The 22,320-nt window shown below is 70.1% G+C and carries 24 protein-coding genes; 11 read left to right on the top strand and 13 right to left on the bottom strand.

The annotated features are described in order from the left end of the window. Positions 1–144: 144 nt before the first annotated feature. Positions 145–642 (top strand): single-stranded DNA-binding protein, encoded by a 498-nt coding sequence (locus tag E7Z54_RS07525; RefSeq protein ID WP_168798213.1) that lies wholly within the window; start codon positions 145–147, stop codon positions 640–642. A 99-nt stretch (positions 643–741) separates the two neighbouring features. Then, complete coding sequence (ettA, locus tag E7Z54_RS07520; protein WP_136432470.1) at positions 742–2,424, top strand: energy-dependent translational throttle protein EttA; 1,683 nt, start codon at positions 742–744, stop codon at positions 2,422–2,424. Positions 2,425–2,448: 24 nt separating this feature from the next. Here the strand turns inward: ettA and E7Z54_RS07515 are convergent, their stop codons facing one another. The 3 genes from E7Z54_RS07515 to E7Z54_RS07505 are packed head-to-tail and all read right to left on the bottom strand — an operon-like array spanning position 2,449 to position 4,832. Further along, positions 2,449–2,961: a MarR family winged helix-turn-helix transcriptional regulator gene (locus E7Z54_RS07515; RefSeq protein ID WP_240769566.1), complete on the bottom strand. Its 513-nt coding sequence runs from the start codon at positions 2,959–2,961 to the stop codon at positions 2,449–2,451. Between the two features lie 56 nt (positions 2,962–3,017). Next, the gene (locus E7Z54_RS07510) at positions 3,018–3,587 is read right to left on the bottom strand and encodes a GNAT family N-acetyltransferase (RefSeq protein WP_136432468.1); all 570 of its coding nucleotides are present in this window, start codon (positions 3,585–3,587) and stop codon (positions 3,018–3,020) included. 30 nt (positions 3,588–3,617) lie between these two features. Next, positions 3,618–4,832 carry an acetyl-CoA C-acetyltransferase gene (locus E7Z54_RS07505; protein WP_136432466.1) on the bottom strand — a complete coding sequence of 405 codons (1,215 nt, stop codon included), beginning with the start codon at positions 4,830–4,832 and terminating at the stop codon, positions 3,618–3,620. Between the two features lie 151 nt (positions 4,833–4,983). Between E7Z54_RS07505 and E7Z54_RS07500 the strand changes: the two genes are divergently transcribed. Continuing rightward, positions 4,984–5,895: an acyl-CoA thioesterase gene (locus E7Z54_RS07500; protein WP_136432464.1), complete on the top strand. Its 912-nt coding sequence runs from the start codon at positions 4,984–4,986 to the stop codon at positions 5,893–5,895. Here the strand turns inward: E7Z54_RS07500 and E7Z54_RS07495 are convergent. The 6 genes from E7Z54_RS07495 to E7Z54_RS07470 all read right to left on the bottom strand — a co-directional run bounded on the left by E7Z54_RS07495 (position 5,870) and on the right by E7Z54_RS07470 (position 10,860). Beyond that, entirely contained in the window at positions 5,870–6,655 is a 786-nt protein-coding gene (locus tag E7Z54_RS07495) for an enoyl-CoA hydratase/isomerase family protein (RefSeq protein WP_136432463.1), read from the bottom strand. The two genes, E7Z54_RS07500 and E7Z54_RS07495, sit on opposite strands and share 26 nt — an antisense overlap. Before the next feature lie 22 nt (positions 6,656–6,677). Beyond that, a complete protein-coding gene (locus E7Z54_RS07490; RefSeq protein WP_136432461.1) occupies positions 6,678–7,304 on the bottom strand; it encodes an RNA polymerase sigma factor in 627 nt (208 codons plus the stop codon). A gap of 45 nt (positions 7,305–7,349) precedes the next feature. After that, positions 7,350–8,024, bottom strand: coding sequence for a hypothetical protein (locus tag E7Z54_RS07485; RefSeq protein WP_136432460.1), 675 nt, complete (start codon positions 8,022–8,024; stop codon positions 7,350–7,352). Between the two features lie 144 nt (positions 8,025–8,168). Next, positions 8,169–8,702, bottom strand: coding sequence for an RNA polymerase sigma factor (locus tag E7Z54_RS07480; protein WP_136432458.1), 534 nt, complete (start codon positions 8,700–8,702; stop codon positions 8,169–8,171). Between the two features lie 752 nt (positions 8,703–9,454). Next, the gene (locus tag E7Z54_RS07475) at positions 9,455–9,838 is read right to left on the bottom strand and encodes a globin (protein ID WP_240769565.1); all 384 of its coding nucleotides are present in this window, start codon (positions 9,836–9,838) and stop codon (positions 9,455–9,457) included. An 8-nt stretch (positions 9,839–9,846) separates the two neighbouring features. Further along, positions 9,847–10,860, bottom strand: coding sequence for a mechanosensitive ion channel family protein (locus tag E7Z54_RS07470; RefSeq protein WP_136432454.1), 1,014 nt, complete (start codon positions 10,858–10,860; stop codon positions 9,847–9,849). 81 nt (positions 10,861–10,941) lie between these two features. On the opposite strand from E7Z54_RS07470, the gene E7Z54_RS07465 reads away from it, so the two are divergent. Both E7Z54_RS07465 and E7Z54_RS07460 read left to right on the top strand, forming a co-directional pair. Beyond that, positions 10,942–11,310, top strand: a complete 369-nt coding sequence (locus E7Z54_RS07465; RefSeq protein WP_136432452.1) for a hypothetical protein — start codon at positions 10,942–10,944, stop codon at positions 11,308–11,310. A gap of 9 nt (positions 11,311–11,319) precedes the next feature. Continuing rightward, positions 11,320–11,682, top strand: a complete 363-nt coding sequence (locus E7Z54_RS07460) for a TPM domain-containing protein (protein ID WP_136432450.1) — start codon at positions 11,320–11,322, stop codon at positions 11,680–11,682. Positions 11,683–11,685: 3 nt separating this feature from the next. On the opposite strand, the gene pepN is transcribed toward E7Z54_RS07460, so the two are convergent. Beyond that, a complete protein-coding gene (gene pepN / locus E7Z54_RS07455) occupies positions 11,686–14,268 on the bottom strand; it encodes an aminopeptidase N (RefSeq protein ID WP_136432448.1) in 2,583 nt (860 codons plus the stop codon). 169 nt (positions 14,269–14,437) lie between these two features. On the opposite strand from pepN, the gene E7Z54_RS07450 reads away from it, so the two are divergent. Genes E7Z54_RS07450 through E7Z54_RS07435 form a run of 4 tightly spaced genes read left to right on the top strand, consistent with a single transcriptional unit; the run spans position 14,438 to position 18,918 of the window. Then, complete coding sequence (locus E7Z54_RS07450; protein ID WP_168798211.1) at positions 14,438–16,090, top strand: CHAP domain-containing protein; 1,653 nt, start codon at positions 14,438–14,440, stop codon at positions 16,088–16,090. Positions 16,091–16,137: 47 nt separating this feature from the next. After that, positions 16,138–16,773, top strand: a complete 636-nt coding sequence (locus E7Z54_RS07445) for a DsbA family protein (RefSeq protein ID WP_136432444.1) — start codon at positions 16,138–16,140, stop codon at positions 16,771–16,773. 48 nt (positions 16,774–16,821) lie between these two features. Further along, the gene (gene metG / locus E7Z54_RS07440) at positions 16,822–18,633 is read left to right on the top strand and encodes a methionine--tRNA ligase (RefSeq protein WP_136432442.1); all 1,812 of its coding nucleotides are present in this window, start codon (positions 16,822–16,824) and stop codon (positions 18,631–18,633) included. A 42-nt stretch (positions 18,634–18,675) separates the two neighbouring features. Beyond that, positions 18,676–18,918 (top strand): hypothetical protein, encoded by a 243-nt coding sequence (locus E7Z54_RS07435; protein ID WP_136432440.1) that lies wholly within the window; start codon positions 18,676–18,678, stop codon positions 18,916–18,918. Positions 18,919–18,940: 22 nt separating this feature from the next. Here E7Z54_RS07435 and E7Z54_RS07430 read toward each other — a convergent pair whose 3' ends face one another. Together E7Z54_RS07430 and E7Z54_RS07425 are read right to left on the bottom strand one after the other, a co-directional pair. Next, positions 18,941–19,228, bottom strand: a complete 288-nt coding sequence (locus tag E7Z54_RS07430) for a putative quinol monooxygenase (RefSeq protein WP_136432438.1) — start codon at positions 19,226–19,228, stop codon at positions 18,941–18,943. Further along, positions 19,225–19,992 carry a VOC family protein gene (locus E7Z54_RS07425; protein WP_136432437.1) on the bottom strand — a complete coding sequence of 256 codons (768 nt, stop codon included), beginning with the start codon at positions 19,990–19,992 and terminating at the stop codon, positions 19,225–19,227. The genes E7Z54_RS07430 and E7Z54_RS07425 overlap by 4 nt, the downstream gene beginning before the upstream one ends. Before the next feature lie 136 nt (positions 19,993–20,128). On the opposite strand from E7Z54_RS07425, the gene E7Z54_RS07420 reads away from it, so the two are divergent. Further along, entirely contained in the window at positions 20,129–21,022 is an 894-nt protein-coding gene (locus E7Z54_RS07420; protein WP_136432435.1) for a GNAT family N-acetyltransferase, read from the top strand. 4 nt (positions 21,023–21,026) lie between these two features. Here E7Z54_RS07420 and E7Z54_RS07415 read toward each other — a convergent pair whose 3' ends face one another. Next, a complete protein-coding gene (locus E7Z54_RS07415) occupies positions 21,027–21,461 on the bottom strand; it encodes a DUF2000 domain-containing protein (protein WP_240769564.1) in 435 nt (144 codons plus the stop codon). Between the two features lie 49 nt (positions 21,462–21,510). On the opposite strand from E7Z54_RS07415, the gene E7Z54_RS07410 reads away from it, so the two are divergent. Beyond that, positions 21,511–22,308 (top strand): helix-turn-helix transcriptional regulator, encoded by a 798-nt coding sequence (locus E7Z54_RS07410; protein ID WP_136432431.1) that lies wholly within the window; start codon positions 21,511–21,513, stop codon positions 22,306–22,308. The last annotated feature ends 12 nt before the right edge of the window (positions 22,309–22,320 follow it).

Below are 22,320 nucleotides of genomic sequence, written 5' to 3'. Positions count from 1 at the left end.
GCCGGATGGCGTCCACAGCCCTGTCGTCGTACGTGGATGTGCACAGGCCTCCCGCCGGTTCCTGTCGCCCTGTCGGGATCGGGGCGTGGACTCGTTCGTGACCGGTCACGCAGGTGGCCCGGCAGACGACGAGAGGAATCAGTGATGACCAACGAGACGATGGTCACCATCCAGGGCTGGATCGGCAACGAGCCCTCGCTGCGCATGGTCGGTGGGGCAGCGGTGGCCAACTTCCGTGTGGGGGCGACGCCCCGACGCTTCAAGCAGTCGACCGGTGAGTGGGTCGACGGTCAGACGCAGTGGTACGGCGTGAGCGCGTGGCGGGCGCTCGCCGAGAACGCCGAGCACTCACTCGCCAAGGGCGACCCGGTCCTCATCCACGGCAGGCTCAACCACCGCACCTACATCAACAAGCAGGGCGTCGAGGTCGTCGCGCTCGAGATCGAGGCGACCACCATCGGGCATGACCTGACGCGCGGCACCAGTCGGTTCCGTCGGGTGGTGCGATCGGCGGAGACGCCCGCTCGCACCACGCCCGAGCCGCCGGACTTCGGCCCCACGGTCTACCCGCCGGAGGATCCCTATGTCGGGCAGGCCACGGAGAACCCACCCACCCCGGACGACACCGAGGAGGCCGCCTGAGGACCCTCGTCCAGCACACGCCTGGCCGCACGGGCCGGCCGTGTCCGGGCCCCGACCCCGGGCACGGTCGGTGGCCGACCGCTGCGTAGCCTTGCCCCCATGGCGGAATACGTGCTGTCCCTGCGCAACGTACGGAAGGCCCACGGCGACAAGGTTGTCCTCGACAACGTGACGCTGTCGTTCCTGCACGGCGCCAAGATCGGTGTCGTCGGGCCCAACGGCATGGGCAAGTCGTCGCTGCTCAAGCTGATGGCCGGGCTCGACCATCCCAACAACGGCGACATCGTCCGCGACCCCGACGCGACGGTCGGCATGCTCCAGCAGGAGCCGCCGCTGACCGAGGGCAAGACGGTCCTCGAGAACGTCGAGGAGGCGGTCGCCGACATCAAGTCGAAGATGAAGCGCCTCGAGGACGCCTACATGGAGATGGGTGATCCCGACGCGGACCAGGACGCCCTGATGGCCGAGACCGGCGAGCTGCAGACCGAGCTCGACAACGCCAACGCCTGGGACCTCGACAGCCGCCTCGAGCAGGCGATGGACGCGCTGCGCTGCCCGCCGTCGGACGCTCTCGTGGACACGCTGTCCGGCGGCGAGCGTCGCCGGGTCGCGCTGTGCAAGCTGTTGCTGCAGCAGCCCGACCTGCTGCTCCTGGACGAGCCCACCAACCACCTCGACGCTGAGTCGGTCCAGTGGCTCGAGGGCCATCTGAAGTCCTACCCCGGCGCGGTCCTGGCGGTCACCCACGACCGGTACTTCCTGGACAACGTCGCCCAGTGGATCGCCGAGGTCGACCGCGGCCAGATCCACGGCTACGAGGGCAACTACTCCACCTACCTGGAGACCAAGAAGGATCGCCTCAAGATCGAGGGCGCCAAGGACGCCAAGCGAGCCAAGATGCTGGAGAAGGAGCTCGAATGGGTTCGCTCCAACGCGAAGGCGCGGCAGACCAAGTCGAAGTCCCGCCTGGCCCGCTACGAGGAGCTGGCGGCCGAGGCCGACCGCGCCCGCAAGATCGACAGCGCCGACATCAACATCCCACCCGGCCCGCGGCTCGGTGACGTGGTCCTCGAGGCACAGAACCTCAACAAGGGGTTCGGCGACCGGACCCTGTGGGACGACATCTCGTTCACGCTGCCGCGCGCTGGAATCGTCGGCATCGTCGGCCCCAACGGCGTCGGCAAGACGACCCTCTTCCGGATGATCACCGGGAGCGAGAAGCCCGACTCGGGCGACCTCGTGGTCGGCCAGACCGTGAAGATCTCCTACGTCGACCAGAGCCGCGGAGGCATCGACCCCAAGAAGAACGTCTGGGAGGTCGTCTCGGACGGACTGGACTTCATCAAGGTCGCCAACTTCGAGATGAACAGCCGCGCCTACGTCGCCTCGTTCGGCTTCAAGGGCCCCGACCAGCAGAAGAAGGCCGGCGTGCTCTCCGGTGGTGAGCGCAACCGGCTCAACCTCGCCCTCACGCTGAAGCAGGGCGGCAACATGCTGCTCCTCGACGAGCCGACCAACGACCTCGACGTCGAGACCCTCTCGGCGCTCGAGGACGCGCTGCTCGACTTCCCCGGATGCGCCGTGGTCACCTCGCACGACCGGTGGTTCCTCGACCGGGTCGCCACCCACATCCTCGCCTGGGAGGGCACCGAGGAGAACGAGGGCGAGTGGTTCTGGTTCGAGGGCAACTTCGCGTCGTACGAGGAGAACAAGGTGGAGCGCCTCGGTGTCGAGGCGGCTCGCCCGCACCGGGTGACCCACCGCCGCCTCACCCGCGACTGAGCTCGCGGGCCGGAACGCGCCGCGCTACCGGCGGAGCTCGCGCTCCGGGTGGTCGGCGATCAGCCGGTCGGCGACTGCGTCCATCACTCGCCCCAGGGCGGCGAAGTCCTCCTGGTCGGCGAGGTCGACGAAGTACTGCCGCACCGTCTCGACGTGGCTCGGCGCCGCCGTGGCGAGCAGCTTCGATCCCGTCGTGGTGAGCTGGGCGATCACACCCCGGCCGTCCTCGGGTGACTCGGTGCGCAGCACGAGGCCGGCACCCTCCATCCGCTTCACCGTGTGGGTGACCCGGCTGCGGCTATGGGCGAGCGCAGCCGCCAGACGCGCCATCCGGAGCTGCCCTCCGGCCTCGGAGAGGCGGACCAGGATCTCGTACTCCACGGCGGAGATGCCGTGCGAGCGTCGCAGGTCCACGTCGATCCGGTCGAGCAGCAGCGTGGTGCCGAGCATGAACGCTCGCCACGTCCGCTGCTGTCCGTCGTCGAGCCAACGAGGTTCGCCGTCTGACGACGCGGGCTCGGAGTCTCGATGATCCACCGCGCCAGTGTAGGTGACCCTTATCCACAGGGTGGCGCTATCGCCGACCTCGCCGTTCAGGCCAGGTCGTACCGCATCAGGACGCGCGGGTGGCCACTGAGCACCGACGACGTGTCGGTGACGTAGCGGAACCCGGCGGCCTCGAAGTTCGGACGAAGACCGGCGTAGGCCATCGTCAGGTCGACCCTGGCTCCCTGGTTGTCGAGCGGGTAGGCCTCGACCGCCGGAGCGCCCCGCTCGCGCGCGAACTCCACGGCGCCGCGGATCAGGGTGTGCGACAGGCCCTTGCCTCGGTGGCCGGGGCGAACCCGGATGCACCACAGCGACCAGACCGGAAGGTCGTCGACCCGGGGGATCTTGCGGCTGCGAGCGAAGGAGGTGTCGGCACGGGGCGCGACGGCCGCCCATCCGACCGGCTCGCCGTCGTCGTACGCGAGGACGCCGAGCGGGCCCTGCTGCAGCAGCCGGGCGACGTACTCGCCGCGTGCCGGGCCGACGAGCTCCTTGTTGACCTTCGACGGGATGCGGTAGCTGAGGCACCAGCAGACGCTGGCGTCGGGCCGCTTCGGGCCGACCAGGGTGCGCACGTCCGCCAGAACGACTGCGGGCCGAACCTCCGCGCTCATGCGACGGAGGCTACGGCCCACCGACAAGGCTCAGGCGATCCGCTCGAGGATCATCGCCATGCCCTGGCCTCCACCGACGCACATCGTGATCAGGCCGGTCGACTTGTCGTGCCACTGCAGTGAGTTGAGCATCGTGTTCTGCAGCCGCGCGCCGGTCATGCCGAACGGGTGGCCGATCGCGATCGCGCCGCCGTTGACGTTCAGCTTGTCCATGTCGACTCCGAGGTCCTCGGCGGACGGCAGGACCTGCGCGGCGAAGGCTTCGTTGATCTCGACCAGGTCGATGTCGTCGATGGTCATGCCGGCGTACCTGAGCGCGTTCCTGCTGGCCTCGACCGGGCCGAGGCCCATGATCTCGGGGGAGAGGCCCGAGACGCCCGTGGAGACGATCCGGGCGAGCGGGGTCAGGCCGAGCTCCGCGGCCTTGGTGTCGGACATGATCACGACCGCGGCGGCGCCGTCGTTGAGCGGGCAGCAGTTCGCGGCGGTGACGACACCATCGGGCCGGAAGACGGGCTTCAGGTCCTTGACCGCGTCGTAGGTCACGCCGGCACGCGGGCCGTCGTCGCTCGAGACGACGGTGCCGTCGGCCAGCGTCACCGGCGTGATCTCGCGCTCCCAGAAGCCGTCGTTGATCGCCTTCTCCGCGAGGTTCTGCGAACGCACGCCGAAGTGGTCGAGGTCCTCGCGCTTGAGGCCGCGCATCCGAGCGACGTTCTCCGCCGTCTGACCCATCGCGATGTAGATGTCGGGCAGCAGCCCGTCCTCCCGCGGGTCGTGCCAGTCCTGGCCGCCCTGGGCGTACTCCTGGGTGCGCTGCTGGGCGTCCTCGAAGAGGGGGTTCTTGGTGTTCGGGATGTGGTCGGACGTTCCGAACTGGAACCGCGACACCGTCTCGACACCGGCTGAGATGAACACATCGCCTTCGCCGGCCTTGATCGCGTGGAACGCCATCCGGGAGGTCTGCACCGAGGAGGAGCAGTAACGGGTGATGGTGGCGCCGGGAATCTCGTAGCCCATGAGGGAGGTCACGACGCGAGCCATGTTGTTGCCCGACTCGCCGCCGGGGAGGCCGCAGCCGAGCAGGAAGTCGTCGACCTCGTTGGGGTCCAGGGCCAAGACCTTGTCCAGCGCCGCCTTGGCGATGAACGCGGTGAGGTCGTCGGGCCGGAACTCCTTCAGGGAGCCCTTGTTGGCGCGTCCGATCGGGGTTCGGGCGGCAGAAACGATGACGGCCTCAGGCATGGACACTCCTCGGTGAGTGGGCGAAGTCGGGAATCCGCCCAGACTAGTGCGGCCGCCCTGCAACACGTTGCAGTCGTGGCGAATCCCACATCCGGTCCGTAGGGGCCGGGTCCGCACCCACCGGCCGAAGGCGCCGTGGAACGATGCACCCGTGCGGCATCGCTATCACTGCCCTCTGCGCTGGGCCGACCTGGACCAGCTCGGCCACGTGAACAACGTGCGCTACGTCGACTACCTCCAGGAGGCGCGCGGCGCGCTCTTCGACGATCTGCTCGCCGCCGCCGGCGTCGAGCGGCAGGAGAACGAGGGTTACGTCGTCGTCCGGCACGAGGTCACGTTCCTTGCGCCGATGATGTTCGGGCTGGAGCCGGCCGTGGTCGAGTCGTGGGTGACGGAGGTCCGAGCGGTGAGCTTCACCCTCGACCACGAGATCTTCCACGAGCGTCCCGACGGCACCCGCGCCGTCTACCTGCGGGCGCGCTCGGTGCTCGCGCCCTTCGTTCATCACGCCGGCGAGCCTCGACGGCTCACCGACCAGGAGCGGAACGCTCTGGCGCCCTACGCGGAGGAGGCCGGGCCCCGGTCCAGGCCGGTCCTCGTCGACGTCCCGCGTGACCGGGCGGAGCGGTACCCGGTGCACGTCCGGTTCTCCGACATCGACATCTACCGCCACGTCAACAACGTGAAGTACTTCGAGTACTTCCAGGAGGCGCGGATCGGCGTCTTCCTGAAGCTCAAGGACGCGCTGCGAGACTTCCCGCGGATCAACGTCGTCGTCGCCCAGACCGACCTCGAGTACGTCGCGCCGATGCTGCTGCGCCCCGAGCCCTACGACTGCTGGTCGGTGGTCTCCAGGATCGGAACCCGGTCGATGACCATCGAGTCGGAGCTCGTCGACGCGTCCGGCGACACCGGCCGCCACGGGGTGCTGGCGCGCTCGCGTGTGGTCCTGGTCTTCTTCGACCAGGGGGCACAACGGTCGGTCGCGCCGCCGCAGGGCTACCGCGAGGCGATCGCGGAGGTGCTCGGGGCACCTCTCACCATCCCGCCGGCAGCCCCGTGAAGTCGGGCTGACGGTCCTCCGCGAACGCCGTGAGTGCCTCGAGGTTGGCCGGGCCACCCATCAGCTCGGCGAATGCGGCGTTCTCCCGCTCGCGCGCCGCGCGGATCGCCGCCCGGTGCGGCTCGGTCATGGTGTGCTTCACCGCCACCAGCGACGAGATCGGCCGTGCCGCCAGCAGACCAGCGTGACGCCGCGCCTCGGGCAGGAGGTCCTCGGGCTCGCACAGGCGCCAGACCAGTCCCATCTCCCGCGCCTCCTGCGCGCTGATCCACTCGGCCGAGAGCAGCGCCCACGCGGCGTCCTGCCGCCCGACCAGCGCCGGGAAGAGGTACGACGACGCCGCCTCCGGCGCGACGCCCAATGACGTGAACGGGCACTTGAGCCGCGCAGAGGTGGACATGAAGGCCAGGTCGGCGAAGCCGAGGATGGTCGCCCCGATGCCCAAGGCAAGGCCGTTGACCGCGACGAGCAGCGGCTTGGGGAAGTCCACGAGCGCGTCGACCAGGCCGACGAACCCGTGCTTGCCGCGCTCGAAGCCGGGGTCCGTGGCGATCTGCTGCATCTCGAGCAGGTCGGTGCCCGCACTGAAGGCCCGACCGTTCCCGCTCAGCAGCACCACTGCGACCGACGAGTCGTCGGCGGCTGCGAGGAGCGCGTCCGTCAGGGCGTCGTACAGCTCCTCGTTGAAGGCGTTCAGGGCTTCGGGGCGGTCCAGGACGAGGGTGCGGACCCGGTTCTCGTCGGACACGAGCAGCGTCATGCCGAGGAGAATAGAACGCGTTCTAGTCCGTTGTCGCGGTGGGCTCGACGTGCGCGGACCACGAGCTGTGGTGGACCAGCGTCCCGCGCAGCCGCCTCAGCGCCCGGTGCCGCGCCACCCGGACCGCGACCGCGCTCATCCCGAGCGCCTCTGCCGTGGTCGCGATGTCGAGGTCCAGGACCTCCAGGCAGGCGATGACATCGCGCTCCTTGGGCGGGAGACCGGCCAGGGCCTGCTGGACCCACTCGTCCGCGATCAGGCGGTGCTCCGGGCCGGGCAGATGCTGCTCGGACCCCGTCCCGAGTGCCTCGAGGCCGCGCGCGCGGGTGCTGGAGCGGCGCCACGCGTTGGAGGCGTGGTTGCGCGCGATGCCGAACAGCCAGCCCGCGAAGTCCGAGGAGGTGCCTGAGAAGTCGGCGATCCGCTCAGCGGCGACCAGCCACGTGGCCGCGGCCAGGTCGTCAGGGGCCTCGCCGCCCGGGACGGAGCGCGCTTCCAGCCACACCAGCAGGCGACCCGCATGCGCGCGGTAGAGCTCAGCCCATGCGCTGGGGTCGCCGCGCTTCGCAGCGGCGACGACCTCGTCGTCGGTGCGCAACGGACGTGCTCCCCCTATGGCCGACGCGACCCGGGCAGCTGACCGGGTCATCGCTACTCATTGTCGCTTGTTCTTGGCCTGACGTCTGCCCGGGTCTCAGCGATTCCTCTTGCCCCAGCCACGCCGGCCAGGGTTGTCACCCCGGCGCGCGTCGGCGCCACGCGACACCGAGGAGCGGGGCGCCGCGCTCTGGTCGTGAGGACGGACGCGCCGAGGTGTGCCGAGCCCCTGCGGGTGACGGGTGGGGGGCGGGTACCCGAAGCCTGCGCCGTGCTCGGTCGGCTGGCCGGCACGGCGGCCCTTGCCGGGGTTGGCGGTCAGCTTGCCGTTCGTCGTCGTCGACTTCGCGGCGCGCCTGGGGGTCTCGGCCGGGGGTTCCGGCTCGGCAAGGTCGACCGCGCGCTCGGCGGCGGTGGCGCTTGTGCCCGGCAGCCCCGGGGACGGGGGGCTGCCGGGCGCGGATACGTCGGGATGTGGGGTTCCGACGTCTCCAGGGCTCGGCTGTCCGGAGATCTCCTGCTGGGAGGGGCGATCGGCGGGCGAGAGTGGGGTCTCCGCGCCGATCTGGATGCCCGCTGCCCAGGTCGCCGCTGCAATGACGGCCACGGAGGCCGTCGAAGCGATGATCCGGAGTCCGGTTGACCGAGCCGTTCGGGGTGTGGCCGGCCGTGAGCTCGCGCTCAGGTCGGCGAGCATGCCGAGGAGCGCCGAGTCAGGCTCGAGCGTCGGTGCGTCGACGCGGAGCCTCTCGATCCGGTGCTGACTCGTCATGACGTGGTGTGTTCCATCAGTAGTGGGGGATTCGCTCGAGTCAGCCCCACGCCTGAGCGGGACCTGCCTCCACCCTCTACATGTAGGCGGCCCGGTGCGTTGTTACGTCCTGCGGAGATCTCTTTCCGGCGCTCATCCCTCGGGTCACTCGGTGTGCCTGTCGGTCACCTGGCCGCGGAGCCGTTTCAGGGCGCGGTGGTGGGCGACGCGTACGGCGACCGGGCTGATCCCGAGCGCAGCGGCCGTGGTGGCTACGTCCATGTCGAGCACCTCGCGACAGGTCAGCACGTCCCGCTCGCGCTCGGGCAGGGTGGCCAGGATGCGGCGGGTCCAGTCGTCGCCGCTCGCGGCGGGCTCGGGTCCCGGGGCGATCGCCTGAGCGTCGTCCTCGAACGAGACCGCGTCGCGTCGCGCCGCCCGGCGGCGGACGTTGGCCGCGTGGTTGCGCGCGATGCCGAACAGCCAGCCGGCGAACTCCTCGCTGTTCCCGTGGAACCCCGCGATCTTCTCCGCCGCGACGAGCCAGGTGGCCGACGCGATGTCCTCCGGGCTCTCGTCGCCGGACCAACGGGACTGCAGCCAGACCAATAGACGATTGGCGTGAGCCCGGTAGAGCTCACGCCAAGCATCGGGGTCGCCTCGCTTCGCAGCGGCGACGACGTCGTCATCTGTGGTCAACGGGCCGGGGCCACCTGCGCATTCCGCGGCCGGGGGGAGCGGCGCTCGCCGGGGCCGCTGTCGCGCGCGGGCGCTGCCGGGACGTGGTCCCGATCAGGCGGACCCACCGGGTGTACGCCCGGAAAGTGCTCGAGTCCCGGCGGGGAGACCGTCGGGACGTCGGGAATGTAGGGGGAGCCGGGGGTGTCGGGGAGGTCGACCGGCACCCCGGGCGGGTCGCCCACGTGGGCCGGAATGTGCCTGTCGGGAGGCAGCGACTCCCGAGAGTCACCCGCCGGCGGCGAGGGGGTCGGCTCGCCGGCGGGTGACACGGACTCGTCGGGCTGTGGGGTCCCGACGTTCCCAGGGGAAGGGCCGGTCGGTTGGTGCGTGACGTGCTCCTCAGGGCGGAACGGAGAATCCGTTCCTGGCAGGGCACCTGCAGCCCACGAGGTGGCACCGACTGCGATCACACCCCCCAGCGCAAACGCAAGTCGAGCACCAACCGACCGACCCAGTCGCGCAACCGGAGCCACTGAGCCTCGGCTCAGTCGGACCAACTGCGCGAGCAGCGCCGGGTCCGGATCAGCTGGGCGCACGTCTGCGCGCAGCGTCTTGATCCAGTCCGGCCGGGTCATCTGCATCTCTTTTGAGAGTGGTCACCGTGACGCGTCACGGTAGGGAGCCGTGTGGCCCCACATGCTGTACTCGTCACGAGGTACCCGTGGCGTTACATCTCATCGGGTTTTCTTTTCCGCACGAGCCGAGTCGGATCAGCCGGGTGTGTTCACCATGAAGGTGGCGGCGTGGGTCACGTAGTCCCAGAAGCGCGCGTCCTGCTCGGGTGTCAGCTCCACGCTGTCCAGCGCCGCCCGGAAGTGGCCCAGCCAGCGGTCGCGCGCCTCGAGGTTCACCGAGAACGGCGCGTGTCGCATCCTCAGCCGTGGATGGCCGCGTTGGTCGGAGTACGTCGTCGGGCCACCCCAGTACTGCACCAGGAAGTGAAGGAACCGCTCCTCGGCGGCGCTCAGGTCCGCCTCCGGATACATCGGCCGGAGCACCTCGTCCTCGGCGACGCCCTCGTAGAACCTCGACACGATCCGCCGGAAGGTCTCGAACCCGCCGATCTCGTCGAAGAAGGTCACCTCGTCGCTCACGCTGACCATCATCCCTCGGTGCCGACAGGGGCCGGCTCGGCGCCCCCCGCGGCGCCGTCCCCACGGCCCTGCCTGCGGTCCTCACGGTGCCACACCACGCGCTGGGCGAACGGGATCTCGATCCCCTCGTAGTCGAACCTCGCCTTGATCCGCTGCCGCAGGGCGCGCGCCACGGCCCACTGCTCGAGCGGCGCGGTCTTCACCATGACCCGGATCGTGACCGAGTCGGCAGCCAGCATCTCCACGCCGGTCACCTCCGGCTCCTCGATGATCAGGCCGCGGAAGTCCTCGTCCTCCCACAGGTCGTGGGCGATCTCTCGCAGGACCCGCTGTACGCGGGCCAGGTCCTCGCCGTATCCGACGCCGACGTCGACGACGGCACGCGCCCAGTTCTGGCTCTGGTTGCCGACCCTCACGATCTCGCCATTGGGGACGTACCAGACCGTGCCGTTGATGTCGCGAAGCCGGGTCATCCTCAGCGTCACGACCTCCACCGTCCCGGTCGCCTCGCCGAGGTCGACGACGTCGCCGACGCCGTACTGGTCCTCGATGAAGATGAAGATGCCGGCGAGGAAGTCCTTCACCAGTGACTGGGCGCCGAAGCCGAGTGCGATGCCGATGATGCCCGCGCTCGCGATGATCGGGGCGATGTCGACGCCGAGCTCGCTGAGGACCATGGTGCCGACGACGGCCAGCACGATGAAGGTGACGATGCTCTTCAGGACGCCGCTCATGGTGCCCGCACGCTGCTTGCGCCGGGCGGCCACTGCCGCGTCGGCGCGGTCGGGCAGCATGCCCTTCTCGGCGCGGTTGGCGATCCGGTCGACGACCTTGTGGAGCAGCCAGCGGATGGCGAAGGCCAACAGGAGCAGCCCGATGATGGCGAGCGGGGTCCCGATCAGCACGTCGGACCACTCGGCGAACCGCGCGTTCCCGGTCCAGTCCCAGGCCAGGTCGCAGACCTGGGCACCGTCGTCACAGGGTGATTCAGCAGCGAGGAGGGACAGGTAGGAGGACTGCATCCGCCCAGTGTCGCAAAGGTGGTCGAGTCCGCCGACCCGACCACCCGGCCGTACGGGCGCGGGTGCCGATATCCTCTTCCCGTGACCAGCAATGCCGTACGACGCGTCCTCGGCGCCCTGTCCCTGGTGGGCATGAGCGCGCTGATCGTTCTCGCGACAGCGGGCCCGGGTTCCGCCGACACCCCCGAGCCCCGCAACGGGGACTGGGAGCCCAAGCCGGACATCGACGTCCTCGAGGCGCTGCTGGTCCTCGGTGGCATCCCGTTGCTGGTCTTCGTGGTGATCACGCTGCTGTTCGTCGCCCCGGCCCTGGCCCGCGGCGAGGACCTCAGCCCCGACGCGCTCGAACCGGAGAACCAGTGGCTCGGCGGCCCGCGGAAGGCGCCCGACGAGCTCGCAGCCCCGGACACCGAGGACTCGAAGGCCGGCGGCGCCGGCGGCAGCTGGTAGCCAGCAGCCATGAGCAGCAACGGCGCCCTGACCGCCGCCGAGCGCGCGGCGCTCGACGCGACGATCCGCAGGGCCGAGCAGGCCTGCCGCGCCGAGATCTCGGTGTTCGTCGGCACCGCCGAGGGCGATGCGCGGGCGTTCGCGACCAGTCTTCACAACACCCTGGTCGCGCCCTCCCGCAGCGTGCTCGTCATGGTCGACCCGCAGCGCCAGGTGGTCGAGATCGTCACCGGCGGCCACGTCCGCCGGCGGCTCACCGACGAGGAGTCCCGCCAGGCGGTCGCGGTGATGATCGACCGCTTCGCGGCGGGGGACCTCGCCGGTGGCCTCTCCGAGGGGATCGACCTCCTCGGCACGCTCGCCAAGGACTGAGCGCTACTCCGCGTCCTTCTTCTGTGCAGCGAGTGCCCTGGCCACGTCGGCGCGGCCCTCGCGGACGTAGCGAACGGCGCCCGGGTTGACCGTGTCGGCGTTCTCCGCAAGCCACGCGTCGACCTTGTCGAGCGTGTCCTGTGTCGCGAGCACCCGTGGGAAGATGTGCTCGAGCGCCACGGACGCCTTCTGGGAACCCAGGCGGTCCCAGGCGTTCCCGGCCTCCGCGAGGTAGGCGTCGACGTAAGGCTCGAGGACCGCCTCCTGGCCCGGCTGCATGAACGCGTAGACGACACTGCGGGCGGTCTCGTTCGGGACCGACGGGTCGAGCATGGCCTGCTTCCAGGCCCGTTCCTTCGCGGCCGGCGTGGGCATCGCGGCGCGGGCCGCCGCCGCCTTCTCCTGGCCCGAGATGGTGTTGTCGTTCTCGAGCTCGGCGTCGACCCGGGTGTCGTCGACCCGGCCCACGCGTGCGAGGTGGGTGATCAGGGCCCACCGCAGGTCCTGGTCGACAGCGAGGCCGTCGAACACCAGCGAACCGTCGAGCACAGCCTGGAGATCGGCGATGGCCTCCTCGCTGCGCGCCGCGGCGGCGTAGGAGCGGGCGAACGTGAGCTGGTGGTCGGTGCCCGGCTCGGCACGCTCCAGCAGCTCGCGCAGGCCGTGCTCCCAGCGTGCGGCGAGCTCCGCCCGCTTCGCCGGGGCGCTGTAGAGGTTGACCGCCTGGGCGCCGTAGACCGGGATCCGGCTGACGCCCCAGGAGTCGGTCTCGGCGTCGATGTTGCCCAGCACCAGCGCCGCGAAGTCGCTGGCCGCCAGCTCTGCGTCGCGGGTCATGTCCCAGGCGGCGCCCCAGATGAGGGCCCGGGTCAGCGAGTCGTCGAGGTCGGAGAGCCGGTCGATGGCGGTGGCCAGCGACCGTGCGTCGAGGCGGATCTTCGCGAACGCGAGGTCCTGGTCGTTGAGGAGCAGCAGCTCGGGCTGCGCCTTGCCGACCAGCTCCGGGATCGTCGTGGTCTCGTCGTCGACGTCGACCTCGACGTAGTCGGTGCGGACCAGGCGGCCCGCTTCGGCATCCTGGTCGACGCTGTTGTAGAACCCGATCCCGATCCGGTGCCGCCGCAGGGTCGGATGGTCGACGGGCGCGGTCTGGCGTACGGCGAACGACGTATAGGCGCCGTCGGCGTCGAGCTCGAACTCGGGGGAGAGGGTGTTGGTGCCCGCCGTCTGCAGCCACTCACGCGCCCAGCTGGAGAGCTCGCGCCCGGAGGCCTTCTCGAGGGCCGTGAGGAGGTCGCTGAACTCGGTGTTCCCGAACTCGTGGTCCTGGAAGTACTGCCGCAGGCCCGCCAGGAACGGCTCGAGCCCGACCCACGCGACGAGCTGCTTGAGGACAGCCGCCCCCTTCGCGTAGGTGATCATGTCGAAGTTCACCTCGACCGCGTGCAGGTCATGGTTGTCGGCGGCGATCGGGTGCGTCGACGGCAGCGAATCCGCGCGGTAGCCGGTCTGCTTGCGGGCGTTGGTGAAGCCGGTCCAGGCGTCGGTGTACGTCGTGGCCATCGCCTCGGCGTGGTAGCAGGCCCACTCCGCGAAGGACTCGTTGAGCCACAGGTCGTCCCACCAGCGCATGGTCACGAGGTCGCCGAACCACATGTGCGCCATCTCGTGCAGGATCACCGACGCGCGGAACTCGTAGAAGGAGCGCGGCTGGCGGGAGCGCGGGAGGTACTCGTCGCGCAGCGTCACGCAGCCGGCGTTCTCCATCGCGCCCATGTTGTACTCCGGCACGTAGAGCTGGTCGTACTTGCCGAACGGGTAGGGGTACTCGAAGGCGTCCTCGAAGAACTCGAAACCCTGCTTGGTGAGGGTGACGATCTCCTCGCGGTCGCGGTGGAGGAACTCCTTGAGGGACTGGCGGCAGTAGTGGCCCAGTGGGATGCTGCCGAACTTCCCCTCGTAGACGTCCTGGACCTCGTAGTAGTCACCGGCGACGACCGCGGTGATGTACGTCGACATCGGCTGGGTCGGCGGGAAGCTCCACAGCGCCACGCCGTCGCCGGCCGGTGTGGGCACCGGGGTCGGGGCATTGGAGACGACCTTCCAGTGGGCGGGCGCGGTCACGTTGAACGTGAACGGAGCCTTGAGGTCGGGCTGCTCGAAGGTGGTGTACACCCGGCGGGCGTCCGGCACCTCGAACTGCGAGTACAGGTACACCTTGCCGTCGGCGGGGTCCACGAAGTGGTGGAGACCTTCGCCGGAGTTCGAGTAGGCGCACTCGGCCGCGACGACCAGGACGTTCTCGGCCTGCAGGTCGGGCAGCGTGATCCGGCTGTCGACGTACGACGTCGCGGGGTCGAGGCTCTCCCCGTTCAGCGTGATCTCGTGGATCGTCGCGTCCACCAGGTCGGCGAAGGTCGCCTGGCCCGGCTCCCGGCAGGTGAAGGTCAGGGTCGTCGTCGAGCCGAAGGTCTCGACGCCCTCCTCGGTGGCGCGGGTCAGGTCGAGGTCGATGACGTACGACGTCACGTCGACCAGGGCGGCGCGGGTCGCCGCCTCGTCGCGGGTGAGGTTGGTGCCGGGCATGGCCGTCATCCTTGCATCCGCCCCGGGTTGTCAGACAACCGGGGCTCACCTGTCCCCGAGCGGCGTAAACCGGAAACCACAACGATGTAATTCTGGAAAGTCAACGCGACACGCCGGTGAATCGTGGGAATTAAGGGGATTTTGTTGCGCTCTGAGGCGAATGTGCCCGATGGTGTTCGTCATGCGCTGCCGGGGGATCGCCATGCGCTGGGGGAGCTCGCTCGTCACCAGCGCTCTGCTCGCGACCCTCCTGGTCCTCTCGGGGCCGTCCGCGCCCGTTGAGCTCCCCGTCGTTCCATCGGCAGGGACCACCTATCTCTGCAGTGGTTACTCCGGCTGCCGGAGCGCGGGCTACTCCGACGCCGGCTACGGCGCGGTCAACCACCGCATGTACTGGCGCATGTACTCCGGCCACAACTGCACCAACTACGTGGCCTACCGGATGATCAGGGCCGGCATGTCCACCGCTCGACCCTGGTCCGGGGGCGGCAACGCCAGCGAGTGGGGCAAGTACATGAGTCGCATCACCGACCAGACTCCCAACGTGGGTGCGGTCGCGTGGTGGGGCCGCTACTCCAACGGCAGCGGCTCGGCGGGTCACGTGGCCTACGTCGAGAAGGTGGTCTCCGCCTCGGAGATCATCATCTCCGAGGACAGCTGGGGCGGCACCTTCCACTGGCGCCGCATCCACAAGAGCAGCGGGCGCTGGCCGACCGGGTTCATCCACTTCGCCGACAAGATCCTCAAGCCGACGGCGCCGCCCACGATCAGCGGGACGCCGATGGTCGGCACGAGACTCACCGGAACGGCCGGGTCGTGGTCGGTCAGGCCGCTCGGCTTCGCCTACCAGTGGTACGCCAACGGAGTCGCGATCCCGCGCGCCACCTCCTCCGCCTACGTCCCCACGCCGGCCGAGCTCGGTAAGCGGATCTCATTCCGGGTCGTGGCCAAGCGCGCCGGCTACACCGACGGCACGCAGCTGACCGGGCAGCTGGCGCCCGTGGCCAAGGGCACCTTCGACCTCACCAGCCCGCCCGTCGTCACCGGCACGCCGTACGTCGACGAGGTGCTGACCGCGACGGCCGGCACGTGGGCGCCTGCGGCGCCGACGGCCCCGCGCTGGCGTTGGTACGCCGACGGCGTCCTGCTCAGGGACCACTACGGACCGAAGCGAGTGCTGACCCCCGAGCTGGTCGGCAAGACGATCAAGGTGATCGGGGTCGCGCGCAGCGAGGGCTACACCACCGCCTGGGCGCCCAGGGTCGTGGTCGGCGAGGTGCTCATGGGCAACATCGAGGTGAGCGCCCCCTTCGCGGTCACGGGCAGGCCCCGGCTCGGTCATCTCCTCACTGCCACTCCGGGCACCTACACGCCGACCGACGCGACCGTGACCTACCAGTGGATGCGCGACGGTGTGCCGATCGCAGGGGCGAGTCAGCCGACCTACCGGCTGACCGCGGCGGACGTCGGCTCCCGGGTGACGACGCAGGTCAACCTCACGCGCAAGAACTACGCGCCATGGACCGACGCGCCCTCGGCGACGGCTCGGGTGACCAGCCCGGGGATCGTCCGTCTGGCCACCGACGGACGCAGGGGCCGCGCGGTCGTTCGGGTGCGGGTGACCGCGCCGGGGATCGCGCCGGTCCTGGGCAAGGTCTACATCCGGGTCGGCAGGTGGACCGACACCGTCCGGCTGGTCGACGGACGGGCTCGGGTCGTGGTTCCCCAGAACCGGGGTGAGCGCAAGGTCGTGGCGCGGTTCCTCGGCTCGACCGTCGTCCCCTCGGCCAGGCGAGCCATCGGGACCGTCACGGTTCGCTGACCGGCGTCGGGCGGGAATGGGGCCGCACATCCTGAGGTTGGCGGGGCATGACTGAATCCCCCCCGAAGAACCGCGCCGACTTCTGGTTCGACCCCGCCTGTCCGTTCGCCTGGATCAGCTCGCGCTGGATCCTCGAGGTCGAGCAGGTCCGCGACATCGAGGTCGTCTGGCACGTCATGAGCCTCGCGTACCTCAACAAGGACAAGGACATCCCCCAGGGCTACCGGGACTTCCTGGCGCCGGCCTGGGGACCGGTCCGCGTGCTGGTCGCGGCGCAGGGGCGTTACGGCGACAAGGTGCTGCGTCCGATGTACGACGCGTTCGGTCAGCGGATCCACCTCGAGGGCCGCCAGCTCGCGAAGGAGGAGGACGGCGGCCTCGGCCTGATCGCGGAGGTGCTCGAGGAGATCGGCCTGGACCGCGAGCTGCTGGACGCCGCCACCGACTCCTCCTTCGACGAGGCGGTCGCCCGCTCGCACCACGAGGGCATGGACGCGGTCGGCGACGACGTCGGCACCCCGACCATCCACGTCAACGGCTCCGCGTTCTTCGGGCCGGTCCTGTCGAAGATCCCGCGCGGCGAGGCCGCCGGCAGGCTGTGGGACGGCTGCGTGGCGGTCGCCGAGTTCCCGTACTTCTACGAGCTCAAGCGCTCGCGCTCGGGGAGCCTCGACTTCAGCTAGGTCGATCGGGTCGGCGATGGCGGAACCCCGGTCCCTAGGATCGTGCCCATGACCCATGTCCTCTCCGCCGTCGCCTGGCCCTATGCCAACGGCCCACGCCATATCGGTCACGTGGCCGGTTTCGGTGTGCCCTCCGACGTGTTCAGCCGGTACCAGCGGATGATGGGCAACGACGTGCTGATGGTGTCGGGCTCCGACGAGCACGGGACCCCGATCCTGATCGCCGCGGACGAGGCCGGGCTGTCTCCGCAGGAGCTTGCCGACCAGAACCACCGGATGATCGTGGAGGACTTCGTCGCGCTCGGTCTCAGCTATGACCTCTACACGCGCACGACGACACGCAACCACCACGCCGTGGTTCAGGAGCTCTTCCTCGGCGTCTACGAGAACGGCTACTTCCTCGAGCAGACCACGTTCGGCGCCATCTCGCCCTCGACCGGACGCACTCTTCCAGACCGGTACATCGAGGGCACCTGCCCGATCTGCGGGTACGACGGGGCGCGCGGCGACCAGTGCGACAACTGCGGCAACCAGCTCGACCCCCAGGACCTGAAGAGCCCGAGATCCCGGATCAACGGGGAGACGCCGGAGTTCGTCGAGACCCAGCACTTCTTCCTCGACCTGCCTGCCCTCGCCGACGCGCTCGGCGCGTGGCTCGACGAGCGTGAGGCCACCGGCCTGTGGCGGCCCAACGTGATCCGATTCTCCAAGAACATCCTCGACGAGATCCGGCCGCGTGCGATCACGCGCGACATCGACTGGGGCATCACGGTCCCGCTCGAGGGATGGCGCGACAACCCGACGAAGAAGCTCTACGTCTGGTTCGACGCCGTCATCGGCTACCTGTCCGCCTCGATCGAGTGGGCGCGGCGGCTGGGCGAGCCGGACCGCTGGCGCGAGTGGTGGAACCCGGCGCCCGACGGTGCGGCCGCGGCGCTCTCCTACTACTTCATGGGCAAGGACAACATCACCTTCCACGCGCAGATCTGGCCCGCGGAGCTCCTGGCCTACGCAGGCAAGGGCGACAAGGGAGGATCGCCGCGCGAGTACGGCGAGCTGAACCTGCCCACCGAGGTCGTCTCCTCCGAGTTCCTGACGATGGAGGGCCGGAAGTTCTCCTCGTCCAAGAAGGTCGTCATCTACGTCCGCGACCTCCTGGAGCGCTACCAGCCCGATGCGTTCCGTTACTTCGTCGCAGCTGCGGGGCCCGAGAACCAGGACTCGGACTTCACCTGGGCGGAGTTCGTGCGTCGTACCAACGACGAGCTCGTCGCCGGATGGGGCAACCTGGTCAACCGGACCGCGAGCCTGATCGCCAAGAACTTCGGCGAGGTCCCGGCAGCCGGGCCGCTGACGTCGGAGGACGAGGCGGTGCTTGGTGTCGCCGAGGCTGCCTTCGCCACGGTGGGCGATCTGATCGGCCGGAACCGGATGAGGCAGGCGGTCGGTGAGGCGATGCGCGCCGTCGGCGAGGTGAACAAGTACGTCTCCGACCACGAGCCCTGGAAGCTCAAGCACGAGTCGCAGCGAGAGCGCCTCGGCACGATCCTGCACGTGACGGCGCAGTGCGTCGCCGACCTCAACCTCGTCCTGAGCCCCTTCCTGCCGTTCTCGGCGAACCTGGTGGATCGCGCTCTCGGTGGCGAGGGGCGGGTGGCGCCGATGCCGCGGGTCGAGGAGGTCACGGACCTGGACGATCCGCAGCGTCGCTACCCGATCATCACGGGCGAGTACTCGGGCTTCCCGTCTTGGGGTCGGCATCCGATCGAGGTGGGTCGGGCAGTGGCGAAGCCGACGCCGGTGTTCACCAAGCTCGACCCCTCGATCGTCGACGAGGAGCTGCAGCGGCTCGGTGCCTGAACCCGCAGGGGTCGATGCCGAAATGGTGGGTACTACCGTGCCATGAGCGCGATCACCGACCCCGAATCCCATCCCGAGGCCGTGCGTGCGGCGATTCAGGCGGCGGTCGACGCCACGTCCAGCATCTACACCGAGCACGCCGGAACCGACGTCGAGCAGCGGCTCCGGATCGAGATGCAGGATCGGGGCCTGAAGGTGGTCGACGAGGCGTGGATCGTCGATGTCGCCCGCCGGATCCGGTCCGGCCACGACGTGCGCGTCGGCCTCCCGGACGAGGCTCAGTAACCGGTCCGGTCCGCGGGCGCCGTCAACCGAGGCGCCGCTCGGCCGCGACGTCGTACTCGGCGACACTGAGCCGCCTGACGACGGATGCCTGGTCGTCGCTCGTGCCCGCGCCGCGGAACGCCTCGAGCGCTGCGGCGGACGACCACCGTTCGAGCACGTTGATCCTGCGGCGATCGACCAGGTCGGCCGAGATCGCGAAGTCGAGGCAGCCGTCCGCCGCGCGTGCCTGCTCGACGACCTCCCGACAGCCCGCGAGGTAGTCGTTGCGGGCGTCGGGATCGAGGAGCAGGTGACCGGCGACGACGATCACGGCGCCCGCGGCGGGACCATCACCTTGAACGCCTGACCGTTGGGGTCGGCGACGGCGGTGAGCACGCCGTACGGGGTGTCGTCCGGCCCTTGGAGGACGGTGCCGCCGAGCTCCTCGACCTTCGCGACGGTCGCGTCCATGTCGTCGACCTTCACGTAGAAGGTCCAGGTCGGCTGGAAGCCCTCGCCGAACATGGTGGCGTCCATCAGCCCGGCCGTCGCCGTCTCCTGGGGACCGTTGGTGGCATACCGGAACTCGTCGGAGTCCCCCTGCATCTGGATGCGCCAGTCGAACACGTCGCGGAGGAAGTCGCGGGTGGTGGCGAACGCCTGGCTGTAAGCCTCGAACCAGATCGGCTCACCGACCTGCTCGGAGGTGTCGATGCCGCGGAAGGTGTCGGCCTGCCAGCCGGCGTGGCCCATGCCGGAGGAGTCGGTGACCACGACCATGGTGCCGAGGTCGGCGATCTCCATGGGCGGCACCACGACCGAGCCGCCGTGCTCCACGGCGCGGGCCGCGGTCTTCTCGGCATCGGGCGTCGCGAGCGAGACGGACCAGGTCGGCGGTCCGGTCAGCTCCGGGACCTCGGGCATCAGGCCGGCGACCGGCTTGTCGTCCTTGAGGAACATCGAGTAACCGCCGAACTCCTCGGACTCCTCGCCCGCGGTCCAGCCGAACAGGGATCCGTAGAACGCGACGGCCCTGTCCCGGTCCGGCGTGACGAGCTCGATCCAGCAGGGTGCGCCGGGGGAGGTGTGCTGCATGAGACTGCCTTTCAGTCGGGTGGGGCTTGCGGGATCTGTGACGTTGCCAGGGTGGACCGACATCGAGCCGCGGACTCATCGCCGCGCGGGTTGATTCCGGTTGCTGGCAGGGCGACCGGAGCGGGAGGATCGGCCGATGCGCGCGGGGTACGACGTCTGGTTCACCGAGAACGCCGCCGAGTTCCTGGAGCGGGCGGGCGGACACCTCTCCGTCGCCCCCCTGACGGGCACCATCGTCGCGACGGTGGCCCATCGCTGCGCGGCGGCCGCGGATCGCCGAGAGCGCCCACCGGTGCCGACCGCGTGGTTCGCGGTGGTGACCGGTCGCGGTGGCGAGATCGCCGGCCTGGCGATGCGGACCGCGCCGCACCCGCCGTACCTCCTGAGGATGCCCGACGACGCCGCGGTCGCGCTCGCCGATGCGGTGCTCGCTCGGGACGAGGATGTCGCCGGCGCGAACGGGCTGCGCCCGACCACGGACGTCTTCGCGCACCGGATCGCCGACGCCGCCGGGGCAAGGGTCCAGGTCGCCATGCACACCCGGCTCTTCGAGCTCGGCCGGCTGATCGAGCCGCAGCCCGTGCCCGGGCGGCTGCGACCGGCGCGACGAGACGAGGCCGGCCTCGCCCTCGGCTGGATCCGGCAGTTCATGCTCGACGCAGACGAGCAGGCCGGCCGGAAGCCCGGCACCGGCCAGGACCCCGAGCACTTCACGATCGGGGACGTCGAGCGCAAGCTCGAGGAGGGCGTGCTGTGGTTCTGGGTCGACGAAGGGGACCGTCCGGTCCACCTCACCGCCGCCAACCCGCCCGCCTTCGGTGTGAGCCGGGTCGGCCCGGTGTTCACCCCGAAGGAGGAGCGGGGCCGCGGGTGGGCCAGCAACGCCGTCGCGGAGGTGTCGAGGATGCTCCGCGACCGCGGGCTGCGAATCACCCTCTTCACCGACCAGGCGAACCCGACGTCCAACCGGCTCTACCTGGCCCTGGGCTACCGCGCCGTGGTCGACACCGTGGAGCTGCGCATCTCCTGAGGCCTCATGGGTGCAGGACGGAGCCCTTCACGACCTTGTCCACGGCGTTCCGTGGCCCGTGCACCGCGACTCCGACCAGGTCCAGGTCCGCGCCGGGAACGGCGGCGACCACCGCGCGATTGGCGGCGTCGTGGCCGGTCCGGAACATGTCCGAGGTGTAGACCGCGACGGGCAGCTGGCGTCGTACGGCCCTCTCCCGAGCGGCCGTGAGGCTCTCCTTGGAGCCCTCGAAGACGAGCACCGGCATCCCGAGCAGCCGGAGGTACGGCGTGCCGTCCGCGTCTGCGTACGGCTCACCGACCAGCTGGGGATGCTCGGCAGCGATGCCGCTGGCGAGGAACGCGGTGACGTTGAGTCGTTGCCAGGCCTCGAGGTCGTCCCGGACCACGATGGCGACCTTGGTGTCGAACGGCGGGGTGAGGATGTCGGTCTCGGTCACCCCTCCAGCGTCGGCTGCCGGGCGTACCCGCGTCTTGTACGTTCCTGACATGGAACCGGGCCCTCGGATCCGCGCGTGGCAGCCCGCCGTGCCGGGCGTCGCGGAGGTGCTCCACGCGCACTTCCCGCGGCACCAGTACCCGATGCACACCCACGACACGTGGACCCTGCTCGTGGTCGAGTCGGGAGCCATCCGGTACGACCTCGAGCGCCATGAGCACGATGTGCGCCGGTCGCTGGTCACGGTCCTGCCGCCGGGGGTGGCTCATGACGGGCGGACGGCCACACCCGAGGGGTTCCACAAGCGGGTCCTCTACCTCGATGCCGAACAGCTCGACGTCGGCCTGGTCGGCCGGGCCGTGGACCATCCCGGTTGGGCGGACCCGCCGTTGCGGGCCGAGGTCGACCGCGTCCACCGGGCGGTGAGCGCCCCTGGGGACGAGCTCGAGGCGGAGTCGCGGCTCGCCCTGGTCGTGGACCGGCTCGCGCGGCACCTGGCGCGCGAGCAGGTGGAGGTCCCGGAGGCGCGGGCGCCGGTCCTCGTCCGGCGGCTGCGCGAGCTGCTGGACGCGCATGTGGTCGACGGGATCACGCTGGAGGAGGCGGGCCGGGTGCTCGACGCCCACCCGACCCACCTGGTGCGCGCCTTCCGTCGGGAGACCGGGATCCCGCCCCATCGCTACCTCACGGGCCGGCGTCTCGACCTCGCACGGCGGCGGCTGCTCGCGGGAGACCGGCCGGCTGACGTCGCGGCGGCGGCCGGGTTCTACGACCAGGCCCATCTGACTCGCCACTTCCGACGCCTGCTCGGCGTGACCCCTGCCGAGTACGCCGGCTCGCGACGCTGACCCGGGCCCTCG

This window comes from Nocardioides sp., from assembly GCF_004803405.1.
Lineage (GTDB): Bacteria > Actinomycetota > Actinomycetes > Propionibacteriales > Nocardioidaceae > Nocardioides > Nocardioides vastitatis.
Note: the sequence above shows the minus strand (reverse complement) of the source record. Positions and strands in the feature narration are given on the sequence as shown.